Source organism: Collinsella aerofaciens (genome assembly GCF_005845035.1).
Taxonomy (GTDB): Bacteria; Actinomycetota; Coriobacteriia; order Coriobacteriales; family Coriobacteriaceae; genus Collinsella; species Collinsella aerofaciens_I.
The window spans coordinates 20,239-38,647 of sequence record NZ_SPFO01000013.1; the positions used below are offsets into that span (position 1 = coordinate 20,239).

At 63.6% G+C, this 18,409-nt stretch carries 13 protein-coding genes; 5 read left to right on the forward strand and 8 right to left on the reverse strand.

From position 1 onward, the window contains the following. Positions 1 to 3 precede the first annotated feature (3 nt). The 7 genes from pknB to FGQ67_RS06910 all read right to left on the reverse strand — a co-directional run bounded on the left by pknB (position 4) and on the right by FGQ67_RS06910 (position 11,063). Complete coding sequence (pknB, locus tag FGQ67_RS06880) at positions 4 to 1,965, reverse strand: Stk1 family PASTA domain-containing Ser/Thr kinase (protein WP_138340875.1); 1,962 nt, start codon at positions 1,963 to 1,965, stop codon at positions 4 to 6. 132 nt (positions 1,966 to 2,097) lie between these two features. Then, the gene (locus FGQ67_RS06885; protein ID WP_138340877.1) at positions 2,098 to 4,968 is read right to left on the reverse strand and encodes an FtsW/RodA/SpoVE family cell cycle protein; all 2,871 of its coding nucleotides are present in this window, start codon (positions 4,966 to 4,968) and stop codon (positions 2,098 to 2,100) included. Between the two features lie 16 nt (positions 4,969 to 4,984). Further along, positions 4,985 to 6,919 carry a Stp1/IreP family PP2C-type Ser/Thr phosphatase gene (locus tag FGQ67_RS06890; RefSeq protein WP_138340879.1) on the reverse strand — a complete coding sequence of 645 codons (1,935 nt, stop codon included), beginning with the start codon at positions 6,917 to 6,919 and terminating at the stop codon, positions 4,985 to 4,987. Further along, complete coding sequence (locus tag FGQ67_RS06895) at positions 6,916 to 7,332, reverse strand: FHA domain-containing protein (RefSeq protein ID WP_006235180.1); 417 nt, start codon at positions 7,330 to 7,332, stop codon at positions 6,916 to 6,918. Before FGQ67_RS06895 ends, FGQ67_RS06890 begins: the two co-directional genes overlap by 4 nt. A 6-nt stretch (positions 7,333 to 7,338) precedes the next feature. Beyond that, entirely contained in the window at positions 7,339 to 8,352 is a 1,014-nt protein-coding gene (locus FGQ67_RS06900) for an FhaA domain-containing protein (RefSeq protein ID WP_035136732.1), read from the reverse strand. Next, a complete protein-coding gene (locus FGQ67_RS06905; RefSeq protein ID WP_138340881.1) occupies positions 8,349 to 10,202 on the reverse strand; it encodes a serine/threonine-protein kinase in 1,854 nt (617 codons plus the stop codon). Before FGQ67_RS06905 ends, FGQ67_RS06900 begins: the two co-directional genes overlap by 4 nt. Before the next feature lie 144 nt (positions 10,203 to 10,346). Continuing rightward, positions 10,347 to 11,063, reverse strand: a complete 717-nt coding sequence (locus FGQ67_RS06910) for a hypothetical protein (protein WP_138340883.1) — start codon at positions 11,061 to 11,063, stop codon at positions 10,347 to 10,349. 116 nt (positions 11,064 to 11,179) lie between these two features. Between FGQ67_RS06910 and dnaX the strand changes: the two genes are divergently transcribed. Then, the gene (gene dnaX / locus FGQ67_RS06915; protein WP_171025236.1) at positions 11,180 to 13,660 is read left to right on the forward strand and encodes a DNA polymerase III subunit gamma/tau; all 2,481 of its coding nucleotides are present in this window, start codon (positions 11,180 to 11,182) and stop codon (positions 13,658 to 13,660) included. Positions 13,661 to 13,681: 21 nt separating this feature from the next. Here dnaX and FGQ67_RS06920 read toward each other — a convergent pair whose 3' ends face one another. Continuing rightward, entirely contained in the window at positions 13,682 to 14,155 is a 474-nt protein-coding gene (locus tag FGQ67_RS06920) for a hypothetical protein (RefSeq protein WP_138340887.1), read from the reverse strand. A gap of 340 nt (positions 14,156 to 14,495) precedes the next feature. On the opposite strand from FGQ67_RS06920, the gene FGQ67_RS06925 reads away from it, so the two are divergent. The 4 genes from FGQ67_RS06925 to FGQ67_RS06940 all read left to right on the forward strand — a co-directional run bounded on the left by FGQ67_RS06925 (position 14,496) and on the right by FGQ67_RS06940 (position 18,409). Beyond that, positions 14,496 to 14,816, forward strand: a complete 321-nt coding sequence (locus FGQ67_RS06925; protein ID WP_006235174.1) for a YbaB/EbfC family nucleoid-associated protein — start codon at positions 14,496 to 14,498, stop codon at positions 14,814 to 14,816. A 13-nt stretch (positions 14,817 to 14,829) separates the two neighbouring features. After that, on the forward strand, positions 14,830 to 15,426 hold the full coding sequence (gene recR / locus FGQ67_RS06930) for a recombination mediator RecR (protein WP_089573257.1): 597 nt from the start codon (positions 14,830 to 14,832) through the stop codon (positions 15,424 to 15,426). Between the two features lie 245 nt (positions 15,427 to 15,671). Then, on the forward strand, positions 15,672 to 16,577 hold the full coding sequence (locus FGQ67_RS06935; protein ID WP_171025237.1) for a hypothetical protein: 906 nt from the start codon (positions 15,672 to 15,674) through the stop codon (positions 16,575 to 16,577). Further along, the gene (locus FGQ67_RS06940) at positions 16,574 to 18,409 is read left to right on the forward strand and encodes a serine/threonine protein kinase (protein ID WP_138340891.1); all 1,836 of its coding nucleotides are present in this window, start codon (positions 16,574 to 16,576) and stop codon (positions 18,407 to 18,409) included. Before FGQ67_RS06935 ends, FGQ67_RS06940 begins: the two co-directional genes overlap by 4 nt.

Consider the following 18,409-nt stretch of genomic DNA (forward strand, 5'->3'; position numbering starts at 1 on the left):
CGACTAGTTGGTCGTACCGGAATCGTCACCCGTGCCCGAGCCAGAGCCCGAACCCGAGCCAGAAAGTGCGACCGTCAGCGTAATCGTGCTGTCGGTGGACTGCTTGCCAGTGGGGGAGACGCCCGTAACGGTGGCATCCTCGTTACCGCTTACGGGATTGCCGTTCTGGTCACAGAAGCCGATGTTATAGAAACCGGCGTTGTTGAGCGCGGTGACGGCGGCGGAGATGCTCTTGCCGTACAGGTTGCCCGGAACACTGGCCTTGCCGGACTTCTTGGCAATGACGACGGTAATCGTGGCGCCGGGCTTCTGCTTGCCACTGGGGTTCCAGCTGATCACGGTGCCCTCGGTAACCGAGTCGTTCTCCTGGTAGCTAACGTCGACGCCAAAGCCTGCCATATCGAGGGCGTTGCGCGCCTGGGCCTCGGTCATGTCGGTCAGATCGGGGACGGACGTGGTATCCGGGCCGCTCGAGACCTTGTACGAGATGGTCGTGCCCTTCGCGACTTCCTTACCGGCTTCGGTGCCCTGCTCAAAGACCTGGCCCTCATCGGCCTCGTTGGCCTGCTCGGAGGCGTTGCCCTTCAGGCCAACGCTTGCCAACGCGGCCTCGGCCTGGTCCTTGGTCAGGCCGACAAGCAGGGGAACCTCAACCTTCTCGGAGGGCTTGGGGCCCTTGGAGATTACTAGGTTCACCTTAGTGCCCTTGGCCTTCTTGGTGTTACCGTTGGGCGTCTGCTCGGCGACCTTGCCCTCGTCGACGTCGTCGTTGTAGCTCTGGTCGATGGTGCCGACCTCGAGGCCGGCTTCCTTGATCAGCTCGACGGCAGTCTGCTGGTCCTTGCCCAGCACGTCGGGCACGGTGACCTGCTCGCCGCCAAAGAGTCCTGTGGCAAAGGCCACCACGATGCCGATGACGGCAACGGCTGCCACCACGGCGGCGATGATCTTGTTCTTGTTGGATTTGGGCTCTTCGACCTCGTAGGAGCCGGTGGAGCCCGAAACCGAGCTACGGGCGGTATTTTGGCCGCTCACGCCCGAGACGGGACGCACCATGGCGCGCGTCTGATCGGAAAGCTCACGAGTCTTGGTGGCGCCCAGCTCACCGGGGGCACCGATGATGCGCGTGGGCTCCGAGACGTTGACGGCACGGCCCGACAGGTAGCTGTTGAGCACCTGACGCAGCTCGTCGGCGGTCTGGAAGCGGTTTGCCGGGTCCTTCTCCATGCACTTGAGGATGATGCGCTCAAGGTCGGCGTCGACACCGGAGTTGATCTGGCTCGGCGGAATAGGCAGCTCGTTGACCTGCTTGAGTGCGACCGAGATAGCGTCGTCACCGTCAAAGGGGACGCGGCCGGTGGCGCACTCGTACATCACGACGCCCAGCGAGTAGATATCCGAGGTGGGGCCGAGGTCCTGACCACGGGTCTGCTCGGGGCTGACGTAGTGGGCGGTCCCCAGCACGTTGTTGTCTTGCGTGAGGTGGCTGTTCTTGGCGCGCGCGATGCCAAAGTCCATCACCTTGATGTTGCCGTCGGGCAGCACCATGATGTTCTGCGGCTTAATGTCGCGGTGGATGATCTCGTGCTTGTGGGCGACCGAAAGCGCGGAGCTGATCTGCGAGCCGATCTGGGCGACCTTCTTGGGGTCGAGGGCGCCGTGGCTCTTGATGCCGCTCTTAAGGTCGGTGCCGCGCAGGTACTCCATGACGATGTAATAGGTGTCGCCGTCCTTGCCCCAATCGTAGACGCCCACGATATAGGGGGAGGAGAGACCGGCTGCTGCCTGGGCCTCCTGCTTAAAGCGTGCGGCGAAGGTTGCGTCGCCAGCATACTGCGGCAGCATGATCTTGACGGCAACCGTGCGGTCGAGGACCTGGTCCTGTGCACGGTAGACGGTCGCCATGCCGCCTGTTCCCACCTTATCCTTGAGGAGGTATCTTCCCCCGAGGACCCTCTGTTCCATTCCTGCTCCTAACATAACTATTCGCTCAACGATGTGTGTAGTACCTACGATGTGGCCGCTGGGGCCGTGTGGCGCGTTGCCGCTAACTCTTCGGCCGCGGCGCGCCTCGGGTGTCCGATTCGATCATGGGCATCACGCTCCCTGTGCGGCAAGCGCCGCGGTCAGGACGATACCGGCAATCTTGGCGGCCTTGACGTCATGCTTGTCGAAATCCTCCAAGGCCACCGAGATGGCGACCGTGGGTGAATCGTAAGGTGCAAAGCCAACAAACATCGAGTTGACGTTGGTGCCGCCGGTCTCGGCCGAGCCGGTCTTGCCGGCGACCTTGACGCCGGGGATCTGGGCATCGGTGCCGGTGCCGGACTGGACGACGGCAAGCATGGCCTGCTTGACCTGGTCGGCCGTGGCGGAGCTGACGGCCTGACCAAGCGAGCGGGACTGCGTGGTCTTGACCACGGTTCCGTCCGGGGCGAGTACCTGGGCTACAAAGTACGGGTCCATGACCACGCCGCTGTTAGCGATGGCGGCGGCAATCACGGCGTTTTGCATGACGGTGGTCTGCGGGCCGGGCGTGTGGTCCATGCCGACAGGCTGGCCGGCGCCGGCCCAGGCGGTCTCCCACTCGGTCATGAGCGACGGGTCGGCCATGATGGAGGCCGCGGAGGTCAGGTCCTGGCCGAGCTTTTGGCCGTAGCCAAAGGCGTTGGCAAACTGTATGAGCGTATTTGCGCCAACTTCGTTTGCCACCTGGCCAAAGACGACGTTGGAGGACACGGCAAAGGCCTGCTGCAGGCTGATGGTGCCGTAGCTCTCGTTGGCATAGTTGGTGACCGGTGCGTTGCCGATGTCCATGGAGCCGGGCGCCTGGTAGGTGCTGGTAAGGCTGGCGGTACCGGTCTCGAGTGCCGCGGAAAGCGTAACGACCTTAAACGTTGAGCCCGGCGTGTACAGCGCGTCCATGGCGCGATTGTACATGGAGCCGTCCTCGCCGCCGCCCGTCTGCAGCAGGGCATCGATGTTGGTGTTGTCGTAGGTGGGCGAGCTGGCACATGCGAGCACCGCGCCGGTACGCGGGTCGATGACCACTACAGCGCCCTTAAAGCCCTTGAGTGCCTGCTCGGCCGCCGTCTGGATGCGCGAGTCGATGGTGAGCTTGGCGGTGTTGCCCGGCTGGGTCTGGCCCGCGAGCGACGCGATGGCGTTGTTCCAGCTGGAGTAGTCCTTAGAACCGGTGAGCGTGTCGTTCATGACGCTCTCGATGGCGGTGGTGCCATACTGCTGGCTCACGTAGCCAACCACGTGCGCTGCCAGGTTACCGTTGGGGTAGGAGCGTACGTAGGTGCCGTCCTCCTGCTGCAGCGACTCGGCCAGCGTCACGCCGTCGGACGTGATGATGGAGCCGCGCTGGATGTACTTGGAGCGGGCGATGGTGTGGTTGTTGGTCGGCATGTCCTGATAGTCCTTGGCCTTAATGACCTGGACATAGGTGAGGTTGCCGATAAGGATGGCGAACAGCGCCGTAAAGGCGAGCACCGCGCGGGTTAGACGGTTGGCGAGCGCAACGCGGCCGAGCACACCGGATTCAGGCGTGTCGAGCAGGCGACGGCGCATGCGCGAGCCGACGGAATGGCTGCCGCTGCCGTAGGAAGACGAGGTGGCAAAGCGCGTGCCCGTCGGGGCGGCGGCAGATGCGACCTGATCATCGGTGATGGCGGCCATGGTGCCGGTGCCGGTAAGCTCGGCCTCGCGTCCGGTCGCCTCGTCACCGGCGCGCAGCAGGAGCGCGACGATGATGAAGCTCGCCAGCAGCGAGGAGCCGCCCTGGCTCATAAAGGGCAGGGTGACGCCGGTCAGCGGGATCAGGCGGGTTACGCCGCCAACGATCAAGAAGGCCTGGAAGCTGATGGCGGCCGTAAGGCCCGTGGCACTAAAGGCGGCGAGATCGGACTTTGCGCGGGCAGCTGTGGTCAGGCCGCGAACGGCAAAGAGCATAAACAGGATGAGCACGGCGCCGCCGCCCAAAAGGCCCATCTCCTCGCCGATAGCCGAGAAGATAAAGTCGGACTCGACGACAGGGATGTTGTTGGCCATGCCGTTGCCGATGCCAACACCGACCAGACCGCCATCGGCAAGCGAGAAGAGCGACTGGACGATCTGGTAGCCCTGACCCTGGGCGTCCTTAAACGGATCGAGCCAAACCTGGAAACGCACCTGAACGTGAGACAGGAACTTGTAGGCGCCCACGGCTCCAACGGCTAAGAGCGCAAGGCCGATAACGACATACGAAAAGCGCCCCGTGGCAACGTAGAGCATCAGCAAGAAGATGGTGTAGAACAGCACGGCCGAACCCAGGTCGCGTTCAAAGACGACGACGAGCAGGCACACACCCCACACGGCAAACAGCGGCAGCAGCAGTCGCAGGCGAGGGATCTTAAAGCCCAGGATCTTGCGGTTGGAGATGGAGAGCAGTTCGCGGTTCTCGGCCAGGTACCCGGCCAGGAACAGCACGATAAAGACCTTGGCGAACTCGCCGGGCTGGATGGTAAAGCCCGCGATGCGAATCCACAGCTTGGAGCCCGAGATCGTGGTGCCGATAAAGATAGGCAGCATCAGCAGAATGATGCCGATGATGCCAAAGGTGTACTTGTAGCGCATGACTACGTCGAGGTTTTTGACCAGTGCGAGCGTTCCCACCATGAGCGCCACCGAGACAAACAGGATGATGAGCTGTGAGATGGCGAGAGCGGGGGCGAGACGCGTCACGAACGTGATGCCGATGCCCGAAAGTATAAATACGATGGGTAGGATGGCGGGGTCGGCGCCGGGCGCCAAGATGCGCACGGCGATATGTGCCGCGGCGAAGGCGGCAAAGAGGCCGATCGGTACGGCGAGCGTCTCAAAGGAGATGGCAGCGCCCGCGGTGAGCACGTACATCGCATACAGCAGGATGACGGGGAACGCCGAGGCGATGAGCAAGAGCAGCTCGGTGTTGCGGCGACTCATAAGCGGCACTCCCTTTCTAATTCTTATCGGAGGCTTCGGCCTCGGCGGACTGTTCGGCGGTTTTCTCGGAATCTGATTCGGAGGTCGATCCCTGATTGGTGTTGTCGCGAATCGTTTGCGCGTCGATCACCTGGCGGGTCTGCTCTTCATCGATCTGGTGGCGGTACTTGGATATCGTGTCCTGCGCATCGTCGACACTTGTTTGCGGAATGCCCGCCTTGAGTCGGTTTTGCGTGTCTTCGGGCAGGTCGGACAGCTTGATGCTGGTTTCGCTTTCGAGCCAGTGGAGCTTGAGTCCGAGCGGCTTGCCGGGCAGGCCGCGCCAGACGGCGACATTGCCCTGGTAGGTACCCAGGTAGTACGAGCCGGTGACACCCGTGTAGGCCCAGATGCCAGCTGCCAGCACAAAGACGAGGGCCAGAATGGCGGCGATAGTAATGTTGCGGCGACGCACGCGCTGCGCCTCGCGCATAACGCCATCGTCAACCAGGTCAACGACTACTACGGTCACGTTGTCGTGGCCGCCGGCGGCAAGCGCCGCGTCCACTAGGTTGTCGACGCAGATTTGCGCGGTTGAGGACTGCGTGGCGATGTTCTCGATATCGCTATCGGGAATCATGCTCGAAAGGCCGTCGGAGCACAGGATCAGGCGGTCGCCTTCCTCGATATGCAGAGTGAAGTGGTCGGCATACATGGCGGGGTCCGAGCCCAGCGCGCGGGTGATGACCGAACGGTTGGGGTGGACGCGAGCCTCGTCTGCCGTGATCTCGCCGGCGTCCACGAGCTCCTCCACGTAGGAGTGGTCGCGGGTCACGCGGATGAGCGTGCCCTCGTGGAGCAGGTAGGCGCGAGAGTCACCCACGTGGGCGATGGCGAGCGTGTCGTTTTCGATATAGGCGCAAGTGGCTGTGCAGCCCATGCCGGGCTTGCCCAGGCCATTCAGGGCCGCCTCGATTACGGCGGCGTTGGCGGCCTCGACGGCTGCCGCCAGGCGTGCGGCGTCGGCAGACTGAGGAGCTGTCTTGGCGATGGTCTCGACAGCGATAGAAGAGGCCACCTCGCCGGCAGCGTGACCACCCATGCCGTCGCATACGCAAAAGAGCGGCGACTGCACCAGGTAGGAATCCTCATTGTGCGGGCGCACGCAGCCAACGTCGGAGCGGGCGCCCCACATGAGTTGCGTGGTGGTGCCGGCATCATAGGTCGAGTCGGTCTCGATGCGCTCCTCGGTTAGGGGTTCAAAGCTCATGGTCGAGCCGGGGTCTTTGAGCTTGGCCTCAACGGCGGCAACGTCGATTTCGGCGGTGTCACCGGGAGAGACGGTGTCGGTCACGGCGTTTGATTCGGAATCGCCGGTGTCCGGGGAGTCGGGCTCCTCGGAAACGCGGGCGGTCGACTCGTCGTCTTGCGGGCTGACGTCTATAGGCTCGGGCGTCGCAAAGTGCGACGGCGCGGGCGTGTTTTGCGAATGGGTGGCGGGCTCGGCCACGGTATCGGACTCGCTTGCGGGCGCAGGCTGCGGGGTCCTGGGTGCAGGGCCGTCCTCGGGGGATGGCCCTGCCTCGGGCGCCGACGTAGACGCGGGCGCAACCTCGGATGCCGGGGCTATGGGAAACGCCGGCGCGGCGGGCTCGGGTGCCGCAAACACCGCAGCGCTCTCGTTGATTGCCGCGGCGACGGGCTCTGCAAAGTGAGCCGGCGCCGGGGTTGCTTCGGGCGCTGTGGGCTGTTCCGCAACATGTGCGCCGATGGGCGCCGCTGCGGCATCCTCTTCGTCCTCGTTATCGGCTAGATCCGAAATATCATGCGTTACATGCGAAAGAGGCAGGGAGAACACGGTGTCCTCGGGCTCCACGGGTTTGGAGCCCGCCGGAGCGGCGTGGGCCGGCACAGCTGTGGCGGCAGCCGGTGCCTCGGTCATAGTTGCGGACTTGTTCTCCTCGTCGATCATCGACGGTTCACCTTCATGACCACGTCGCCAATCTGGACTTCGTCGCCCTCACGCAGCGTCGCGGGCTCCACGAGCTGGCGGCCGTTGACGAGCGTGCCGTTAAGCGAGTTGAGGTCCTCGATGATGAGCGCCGGGCCCTGCAGCGAAAAGCGCGCATGCGAGGCCGAGACGAACGGTTCGTTGATGCAGATGTCCGAAGATGGCGAGCGACCGACGATGACGGGGCCGAGCATGTCTACGTGGATGCCGCGGATACCGCGCGGACCCTTGTCCACATCAATCGTCCAGATAGCCGAGTCGCGGCGCTGCCCGCGCACAAGTCCCACGCCGGTCTTCATGACGGCGAACAGGAAGATATAGAGCAGGGCGACCAGGACGATGCGGCCTGCAAAAAGGACGATATCGATGTTCATAAGCGACTATCCCCTAAATTCAAAGGTGCTCAGGCCAAACGTCAGCAGATCGCCGTTGCGCAGCGGGCAGCGCGTAATGCGGCGGTTGTTGACGAGCGTGCCGTTGGTGGAATTGAGGTCCTCGATCGACCAATCCGAGCCCGTAAAGGTGAGCTGGGCGTGGCGGCGCGACACGTTGGGGTCGCGCAGGGCAATGTCGGAAACTGAGCGCTCGCGACCGATGGTCACCTGTGCGGAGGTGATGCTATGGCTCTCGCCGCTCACGACGTCGACGAGCTGGGCGAGCGGGCGCTGCGGGGCGCGAGTGCTCGCCATGTTGGAGGCGATGCCGGCTGCGGCGCCTAGGCCCACGGCGGCACCGGTCGCGGCGGCTCCGCCCATGCCGGCAAGCGCGTCGCGCGAGACGGTCTGCGGCACCGGGATGGGTGCGGCGGCGGGGTCGGGGACGCTAGGCGCGAAGGGGTCTGCCACGGCAAGCGGGTCGGGAGCGGCGGCGCGAGGCGTCGGCTGCTGCTGGGGCATGGCGGCGGGGCGCTGCTGCTGCGGGGCAGCAAACTGCTGCTGGCCGGCGCGCGGGGCGCTGGCGGCGCGGCTTGCGGCCGAGTTATTCTGTCCCAGGCCGTTTTGGTAGGCGCGCTCTTCCTCGTACAGGCGGCCGAGCGTGGGCGCATCGACGTTCTCGGCAAAGACCGAGAACTTGCCGGCGCGCAGTTGCGGATCGATCATAAAGCGCACGAGGGGCTCGCCGACAAAGACATAGCGGCGCTTTTCGGCCTGCGCCTTCACAAACTCGCGGACCTCGCGCGAAAGCTCGGGGTAGAACGGGGCGAGCATGGGATCGTCGTCGGCGGCGATAAGGATGGTATAGAGTGCCGGCGCCGTGTTGACGCCGTTAATCACCAGAGTCTGATCCTCCATGTCGCGAGCGGCCTGCTTGGCAAGCTTCTTAAAGGAGAACGGGGCACGGGTGGCACCGAAGATGCCGGCCACGTGGTCCTCGAAGATGTTCAGGAAGTTCACGAAAGATCACTCTCCGTATAGGTTCTTTGGTATCCGAGCAAATATAGGCATATCCCAACGATTATAGAGGATAGGGTTCCCGCAACCGCCGCCTTGGCGACGACCGCGGCTGCAAGGCTGGCAATTTCCATATGGTGTGCAAGACAGGACGCCGCTGCGCAGCCGATGCCGGTGACAGCGATGGCGGCGATTGCGGCAAGGTTTGAGCCCTGATCGGCACGCTTGGCACGGGCATTGAGCAGCGCGGATGACACTGCGGCAGTTGCCGCGACCAGCACAAAGGCAGCCCAAAGGAGCGGGTCTCCCAGCGCTGCGGCAACGTTACCGAGCCCCAGCACGCCTCCGGCTGAAAGCGCGACCGTGGCCAGACGGGCAAAAAGCGCGCCCATGCCCGTTGCCGCGGCGGCGCTTGCCGGGCCGAGCCAAAATGACGCGACGCCGGCGGCGACCCCAGCTGCCAGGAAGGTATTGCCGGTCAGACAGCCAAGCGCGAGTGCGCAGGTGAGCGTGGCGCTCGCGGCAGTCTCGGTGCGACCCCAGGCGATCCACCAACCGGACATGGCGGCGGCAAAGATCACCGCGACGGGCAGCATCGACAGGATGCCCTGTGCCTGCATGGTGGCGTTGGCCATGAGCACCAAAAAGCCCACAGCCGAGATGGCCGAGCCAATCTGGGGGGCCAGGCCAGCCGCCGCTCCGATCGCGATGGCCGCAATGACCAGACCGGGAAGCGCCGCGACCCCGGCCGTTTGCATCAGCAAAAAGCTAAAAGTGCCGCACGTTAGCGCCGAGATAGCGCGCATGGTGTAGTCGCGCGCAGGGCTCCAGCGCGTGCCCGCCCAGCCGAGTGCGGGGTCGACCTCGATGGCGTCGTCCTCGTAGTGCGACGGCTCGATATCGTCGAGCTCCTGCTCGTCATCCGAAAGCTCGCCAACCATTTGCTCCAGGCTGCGACGGCCCTCGCGCACACTGCCCAGACCGGCAAGGAGCTGGTCGCAAAATGCCTCGATGCTGTTGGGGCGGTCCTGCGGCATGGGGGAGAGCGCGCTCATGAGCGCGGCCTCGGCTCCCGGGGGAAAGTGTGGTATCAGCTCGCTGGGATAGGTGGCGCCGCCGATGATGCGGTCGAGCGAGTCGGCGGGCGTGGCCGCCATAAAGGGAGCGCTGCCGCACAAGCCCTCATAGATAACGCAGGCAAGGGCAAAGACATCGGCGCGTTCGTCGACCGTGCCGGTCTCGATATCGAGCTGCTCGGGCGGCATGTAGCCGATGGTGCCGCCGCGCGAGCCGCCAAAGCCACCGGCGGACGACAGTCGCGCCATGCCAAAGTCGGTGAGCTTTACATTGCCCGAGTGGTCGATGAGCACGTTGGCGGGCTTAATGTCCAGGTGGAGTACGCCATTGCTATGGGCGAAGGTGAGCGCCTGGCCCAGGGCATCGGCAATGGCCGCGGCCTCGTCAAAGGTGAGCGAGTGGCCGTCCACGCGATGCAAAAACTCGGCCAGCGACATACCGTCGACATACTCCATGACCAGGTAGGCATAGGCGGTGTCATGCGTAAAGTCGATGACCTGCACGATATTGGGATGTTGAAGCATGGCGGCAGTGTGCGCCTCGCGCAGGACATCCATGATGTCGCTGGCGGGCATGCCGGCGCCGTTGATAAGGGGGATGCGCTTAATGGCGACGCGGCGGCGCAGGTGCGTGTCGCGGCAAATCTCGATGGAGCCAAAACCGCCGGTCGCAAGTGTCTCGAGCGGCTGGTACCGCTTGAGCAGCTCGCGAGAGCTGGTGCCCTCCAAAGGAACGTCCGGCGAGAACCGGGCGGTATGTTGCGAGAAAAGCGGCATGGCCAACCCTCGTGCGTTTAAAGTTCGTTTGCGAGCGGCGGGCGTGGGGCCGAGCCATTCGCGGTGGCATAGATGCTGCTAGTGTAGCACGCTCGGGTGCATGGGGAGGATAGCGGGATGCGAGGCCGTCTGTCTGGTTTGGTCTTAGCGCTTCTTCTTGTTCTTCTTCTGCTTGCGCTGCTTGCCTTTGGTCTCCTGGGGCTTGTCGCCCTGCTTGGCCTCGGCGGCGGCCTTCTCGGCCTTCATCTTCTTGCGTTTGGTCTCGATGCGGAGTTTTTTGTTGATGCGCGCCTTGAGGAAGGGACCGAACTGCTCGGCATCGCCGCGGACAAAGGTGTCCTTAGGGATCGTCACGCCCTGGTCGGCGAACATGGCCACAAAGATGCGCTCGCCGTCGAGCACGTGGTCGAGCTTTTCAAACGGGAAGAACTGCGACTTGCCGCTCTTGCCCCAAACCATCAGGCCGTCCTCGTTGGCGGCGACGCGGCGATAACGGCCACCCATGGACTCGTCGGCCTCGACGGCGTCGATAAAGTCGCGGGCGAGGGTGTGGTGCAGGTTTTTGCTCCACCAGGCCAAAAAGGCGCCGAATACGATCAAGACGACGCCAAACTTGATCCAGTTGCCGCCGGCCACCAGCATGCCGATGCCGATGAGCGCGGCAATCGCGGCGGCGACATACAGCGAGCCGCGACGCCTGGGCGAGGCGACCAGGCGGGCGAAGTCGGTGACGAGGTCGTTTTCGTACTGATACTCGTTGAGGTACAGAATGCCGTCATCGGCCGCGGCCTGCGCCTCGAGCGCGACCTCGACCTGGTCGGCTGCTTCGGAGGGAATGAGGTTGCTCTCTGCGTCTGCCATGCTCTTTGGACTCCTATCGCGGCGGGCTCGCCGTACGGGTTATTATGGAATGCAGTATGCCGTGCGACCGCATGACCGCCGCGGCAACAAGACTCAGTATACCCGGGGGAGCACCCATGGAATCGTTGTACCGAAAGTATCGCCCGCTCACCTTCGACTCCGTGGTGGGCCAGCAGCATATCGTCTCGACGCTCGAGCACGCCATCACCGAGGGGCGCCTGTCCCACGCCTACCTGTTCTGCGGACCGCGCGGCACGGGCAAGACCACCATGGCGCGCATTCTGGCCAAGGCGCTGCTGTGCCGCAATGCCGAGGCGGCGCGCGCCGAGGGTGCAAGCGGCTGCATGCCCGACGGTACTTGCGAGGAGTGCGAACTCATTGCCGAGGGCAACCACCCCGATGTCTACGAGCTCGATGCCGCAAGCCGTACCGGCGTGGACAACGTGCGCGAGGAGATCATCAACTCCGTCAACTTTGCCCCGGTGCGCGGCAAGTACAAGATTTATATCATCGACGAGGTCCACATGCTCACGACGGCGGCGTTCAACGCGCTGCTCAAGACGCTTGAGGAGCCGCCGGCACACGTGATCTTTGTGCTGTGCACCACCGACCCGCAAAAGATTCTGGAGACCATCCTCTCGCGCTGCCAGCGTTTCGATTTCCATCGCATCGGCAACGAGGATATTGAGCATCGCCTGGCATACGTGTGCGAGCAGGAGGGCTTCGATTACGACGACGAGGCGCTGGCTATCGTGGCGCGCCATGCCAAGGGCGGCATGCGCGACGCGCTCTCCACGCTGGAGCAGCTGAGCGTCTTCGGCAACGGCACCGTGCATGCGGACGATGCCCGCTCGCTTTTGGGCGAAGTTTCGGACCAGATTCTGGGCGAGTTTGCGCGCGCCATTGCTAATCGTGATGTCGCCGAGCTATATGGGCTTATTCGCGCGCAGGTCGAGGAAGGCAACGATCTGCTGGAACTGACGCGCGACCTGGTGGCGCACGTGCGCGACGTGTATGTTGCCTGCGTTGCCGGTGCCCGTGCCGAGTTGTTTGAGGGCGGTGCCGAGCAGGCCGAGGCGCTTGCTGCCGAGGCCGCTGCCTTTGGCGAGCATCCTGCCGACCGCCTGGCCCGTGTGCTGACGGTGCTCGACGATGCCGCACTGGAGATGAGGGGCGCGAGCGACGTGCGCCTGGTGCTCGAGATCGCCTGCACGCGTCTGGCGCGTCCCGAGGCTGATTTAACGATTGAGGCATTGGCCGAGCGCGTGGCACGCCTGGAGGCCATGGTTGCCAACGGCGCCGTGCCGGCGAGCGTGGCTGCTGCTCAGGCCGCCGCGCCTGCAGCATCCGTACCCGCTGCTGCCCAGCAGCCGACTCTAATTTCGGGCGCCCGTGCTGCCGCTCCGACGGCATCCGCTGCCCCCGCTGCTACGTCCGCGCGCCAGGGCGGTATGCCTTGGGACCGTGGTGCTGCCGCTCCGGCGGCTCAGCCTGCGCCCCGTTCTGCGTCCGTGTCAGTTTCCAAGCCTGCAGCGCCTGCACCTCAGCCTGCGCCGGCTCCGACGTCTCAGCCCGTTGCGGCCCCCGCGCCTGTCACCGCTCCGGCACCTAAGCCCCAGTCCAACAATGCCGCCCAGGTTGCCGCCGCCGGTGCTGCCGAGACGCCCGCGGTCGAGGATGCCGGAGAGCTGCAGCGCAAATGGGTCGAGGTTGTCGAGCGCGTCAAGGCGCGTCAGGCTTCCTACGCAGGGCTTTTGCTCAACGCCCGCGCCACGGCCGACGACGGCTCCAAGCTCACCGTCTCGTTCCCTGCGGGCTCGACCTTTGCCATCAAGATGCTCGGCCGCGCTGACACGCAATCGGTGGTCCTGCCGACGGTCTGCGCAGTCTTCGGTCGTCGTACCGTCGACTATGTCCTGGATGGGGGTGGCACGCCGGCTCCTCAACATGAGGAGCATTCTCCATCTGCACGGGCTGCGGCATCTGCGGACCCGCAACCCGTGTCCTCGGCGGCCCCTGTATCCTCGAGCGCCAGCGCGCCGCAGCAGCAAACGGCGCCGGTAGCGGCATCGACCCCGTCGGCGCCTAAGCCCGCGGCGCCCAAACCGGCTGCTCCGACACCAGCGCCCAAGCCCGCCTCGCCCGCGCCCAAGTCGTCTGACCTGGGCAAAGCCCCCTGGCTACGCTCCGACAACCCTGCCGGCGCTCCTGCCACGGGTAAGCTCCCGACCGAGCCCGCACCCCGTGCGCCCGAGCGCTCGGCTGCCCCCAAGGCTCAGCCTGTCGCGCAGTCCGCGCCGTGGGAATCCGAGCAGGTGCCCTACGACGACGCCATGGTCGGCGGCTTTGCCGGCGATGCGAGCGGGGACGATTTTCCTCCGTTCGACGTGCCGGGTGCGACGCCCGCGCCCAAGTCCGCTGTAGCTGCCCCCGAAGAGGAGGACGCTCCTGCAGCTCCCTGGGAGTCCAACCCCGGCGCCGGCAGCCCCTTCGGCCACCAGGGCGCAGCCCCGAGCATCCCGCAGACCGAGGACGAGGCCAAAGACCTCATCCGCAGCGTCTTCGGCCAGGCCACCATCTTCAAACCGGTGGAGTAGCCGTACGGGCGGGTATACTGCTCAAGAAGAGAACCCCTTGCCCGGGCGCATTTGTATTTCGGACATGTGCAGCGTGGTGCCGCGTATATCGCATTCGAGCAGACAAGTGCGTGACGGTCGGCCTAGGATGCTGAGGTCGATACGATACGTCGCATGGCTGTCCGTGTATTCGACTTGCTCGGCGTTGACGGTTGCTCCGATTGTCAATAAAGAGCCTAGTTCGGCATCGACAATCTTGAAGTCCTTTATCTTGACCTTGACCTCTTGGTAGAGGGACGGGCTGTTGTAGTAAATGGTTCGAGTTCCGTCGGTGCACTCATCGGTCGCTTCCCATTTGACGACGGGCTGGTCCGAGCTGGCTATCAGTAGTTCTGCTCCAAAGGCTATAGCATGGGTGATGATAACCAGCAATGCCCAGCCGACAAAGAGATAGAGAACCACATATGCAACGGGGTGTTTTGAGCGGATGTTTTGGAGCACGTCGGGGGCATTCATGGGGCACCTCCAAATTGCTATCTATGGCAATCAAATTATACCCCGCCGTCATGAGCGCCGCCTCGAGTAGTGGCTCGGCATTTAGCCATTTAGTGGTACGCATTAAATGTCGGATTCCGGCTCTACAAGATTTAGCTTTCAATATTATGCAGCTGCGAATTATTCAACTTTGCATAATCTATGGGTGCGGCTTGCACTCCAGGACATGTATATCGACTGAGGTAGCGTGTCCGCCCCGCTTGCTTGCCCCGCGCCGTGGTACGATTTTTGAGTTTGAAAGTCCCGCCGTGCTCCGGCTGCCCTTGCAGCTCGGCGTGCGGCCGCACGTAAAGGAGCCGTCATGGCCGGTATGAACATGCAGCAGATGATGAAGCAGGCCCGCAAGATGCAGGAGCAGCTTGCCGCCGCGCAGGAGAACCTCAAGTCCCAGACCGTCGATGCCTCTGCCGGCGGCGGTATGGTCAAGGTGACCGTTAACGGCGAGATGGAACTCGTCAACCTCACCATCGATCCCGATGCCCTCGATCCCGAGGACGTCGATATGCTGCAGGACATGATTATGGCTGCCGTCAACGAGGCCGTTCGCGGCGTCAACGAGCTCGCCAACAAGCAGATGGGCGCCATCACCGGCGGCCTCAACATCCCGGGCATGCCGTTCTAAGACGCGCATATATATGAGTGCCAACCATAGCCTGCAAAAATTGCTCGATGAGCTGGGTCGCCTGCCGGGCATTGGCCCTAAGTCGGCTCAGCGCATCGCCTATTACCTGTTGGAGGCTGACGCCGAGGAGGCGCGCCGCCTGGCCGAGGCCATCCTGGAGGTTAAGCAGGAGGTTCACTTTTGCAGCCGCTGCTTTAACTACGCCACGGCCGACGAGTGCTCCATCTGCCAGGATTCGATGCGCGACACCACTCGCATTTGCGTGGTGGGCGAGCCGCGCGACGTCCAGGCAATCGAGCGCACGGGCAGCTACCATGGCCTGTACCATGTGCTGGGCGGCGTGATCAGTCCCATGGACAAGATTGGCCCCGAGCAGCTGCACATTCGCGAGCTGCTGGCACGCTTGGGCCACGAGGACATCCACGAGGTCATCATCGCCACCAACCCCAATATTGAGGGCGAGACCACGGCGAGCTACCTGGCTCGCACTATCAAGCCGCTGGGCGTTGAGGTGTCGCGTCTGGCGAGCGGCCTGCCCGTGGGCGGCGACCTGGAGTATGCCGACGAGCTTACGCTTGGGCGCGCCATCGAGGCCCGTCGCACGATTTAGGTGGCGAGCCTGCTCCTGCCGTATGTTTTCCTCGCGACGCACGGGGTAGTCATAATTTCCCCGTGCGACTGTAAGTTTGTTGTGCAACAAAGATGCTTTGTATCCGCTTATCGCATGGATGCTTCCACTCGCATCCTTAATTTGCCCATTCGTTGCGCAACCTTTTGGGTTCGCTGATACACTCAAATATGGATTCGAATGAATGCGCCGCTCCCGAGCGGCGTGTTTTTGTTGGAGGAGAACGCATGCGGCCCGGTGGCACTCAGACAAAGCGCGGCGCCGCGGTGCGCATGCGACGCCGACTGGGCTTGGCGCCTCGGGCGTACGCGCTGCTGTCGTGCTCGCTGGTGCTGGTCATAGCTGGCGTTTCTGCCTATGGCATGACCGTGCCGTCCATGATACAGGCACATGCCGCATGCGAACCGCGCGTGGGGCATGAGGTCAAAAGTGATCTGGGCACCACGACTGGATATGCTTGGGCAAGTGTGGTCGCGCATATTGTGTTTGGCGCCGACGACGCGGACGGCGCCGAGGCCCCGGACAACGAAGTCACGCTTGCCAATGGCAAAACCATCGTGCTCACCAACACCAAGATCATCGATCGGTTGTCCAACAATAGCGTGGCGGCAACGGTGAATAAGGTCGAGCGGCAGAAGGAGCAGGACGCCCAGCAGTCCGGAAAGCCCGGTAGCTCGGATACTTCTGGCTCCGGCTCAGATTCGTCGAGTTCGGGCGGCGGCTCTGGGTCGGGTTCCTCTGCCGGAGGGTCTGGAAACGGCGGCTCGACGGGCGGCAACGCTGACAACGATGCAAACTCCGGTGGCCTTTCCGCTGCTGAGGAAGAGAGCATTCACAGTTGGCTTGTGACCAAGTACAACATGCTCGACGGCTATGTTTCTCGTGCCAATGACGTGGTCTCGACCTATAACTCTACGGGAGATCCCAGGCCGTGCGACAGCTTGGTCGGGGAGATGTTTGTCATTCGAGCCGAGTTCGGTCGTCAGACATTCTCGCCCCGGTCAAAGTGGTATCAGCAGTATGCCAATCTGTGGGGCTGTTACACCAACCTATGTCAATGGGTCGGCCATTACGGCGATGATGACGTCGCGCTCGGTAACTTCAACAATAACGTGGCGGCGCTTGCCCTATGATGACCGATCTTGCATCCACCACACCACAATCGCTCGGTCGCGATCCCATGGTCGGCCTGCGCCTGGCGCGTGTCGACGGGTTTGAGCCGGCCATTGCGCTCGGTCAGGACGAACTGCCTGCCTATCTGCGTCGTTTTACGATACTGTTTGCCGACGATGCCACCATGCGCCGTGGCGGTATCGGCCGCGTGACGCGTGCCGTCAACGCCCAAGGCGAGGCCGTAGCACTCAAACAGCTCATCTTGCCGACGCGCGATGAGTTTGACGACGATGCCGCCCATGAGGCGCTGGTCGCCAAGTTCAAAGCGGCATTTCGCGAGGAATATGAATGCCATCGCGCCCTTTCGGGCCTTAAGGGCTTTCCCCGCCTCTATGGCTGGGGCGAGGTTGACGGTGTGCCTGCAATTGTCATGGAATGGGTCGAGGGCGAGACGCTTGCCCGCTTGCGTTCGCGACTCGCCGTGGACGATGCCGGACGCCTGTCGCCGCTTGTGGCGGCGCGTCTGGGTCGCGACCTGTTCGATCTGCTCTGCCGTATGAGCCTGGTGGGCGAGGGCTTTGTCCATCGCGATATCTCGCCCGCTAATATTATGGTGCGTACGGCGCGCCTGCCGCTTGACCGGCAGCTTGCCGAGGGCACCTTTGACCTGTGCCTGATCGACTTTGGCTCGTCGCTGGCGCTCGAGCCTGCGTCGGCCGTGGCCGGTACCGGCGGCAAGGCGTCGTTTACGGAGCGTTATGCCACGCTGCGTCGCGCGACGGTTGCCTATGCCCCGCCCGAGATGCTCACCGACGATATTCCCGACCTGCGCGCTTTGCGTATGTCGCCGGCGATTGACGTTTATGCCGCGGCAAGCACGGTTTACGAGCTCATTGCCGGCGTCGCGCTATACGAAGCCGCGCCGAGCACTTCGGGTTCGCGCAAAAAGACGCGCGACATCGCGAGCCCCTACCGTCTCAAGATGGACACGCGGCCCGACTATCCCATTGGTGCCCATGCGCCCGGTTGCGATTTGACTCAGCTGCTTCGTCGTGAGCCCGATGTGGTGCTCGCCGCGGCCGAGCAGGCCCAGCAGCTAGGGCTTGAGCCGGATTCCGAAGAGCTACGCGATGCGCTGGCGTTTGTCGATGCCCAGCTGTTCGACGTGGTGATGGCCTGTCTGTCCAGCCATCAAAAAGATCGTCCCGAGCCGGCGGCGGTCGAGGCGGCGCTCTCGGCGTTTTGTGACCACTATGCGCAAAATGTCGGTCGTTCGCTCCGCGGCGAGCCGCTCACGCCGTGCCCCATGGATGCGTCTGGCCGCGCGGTTCGTCGCGCGCTGATGGTCGGCGCGACGGTCGTCTGTGGCGTGGTTTGGGCTGTGGTCGTGGTTTCGGCCGCGCTGCTGGCGTCGGGCGCTCGCGTGACGGCGACTTTGGGATCGCTCGTGTGGTCTGGGTCGCTACCGGGTATTATTGCCGCACTGGCGTTGGCGCTGCCAGGCATAGCCGGCGTTGCCGCGGGGGCACTTGCGCGTGATCGGCGCTCGGGCTTCCTGCAGGGTGTGCTTGCGCTTTCTGCCTGCGAGGTTCCGGTGCTGGTTGTGGCTGCATGTAGCGTATTTTCCCAACGCGCCGTGATGGGCGGCCTTGTTGCCGCTCTGGTTGCAACCTATACGCTTACGTGGTTTTTGCTTGCGATGGGCTTTGCCTTTGAACTTCCCGTTTCGGCACCGCGACGCACAAAAGCCCAGATGGCGACTCCGCTTGCCGGTGGAGCCGCAGCTGCCCGTACTTTTGGCGGACCTGTCGAAGTATCGTCCGATTCTATTTCTACGACCAAGGAGGCCTAG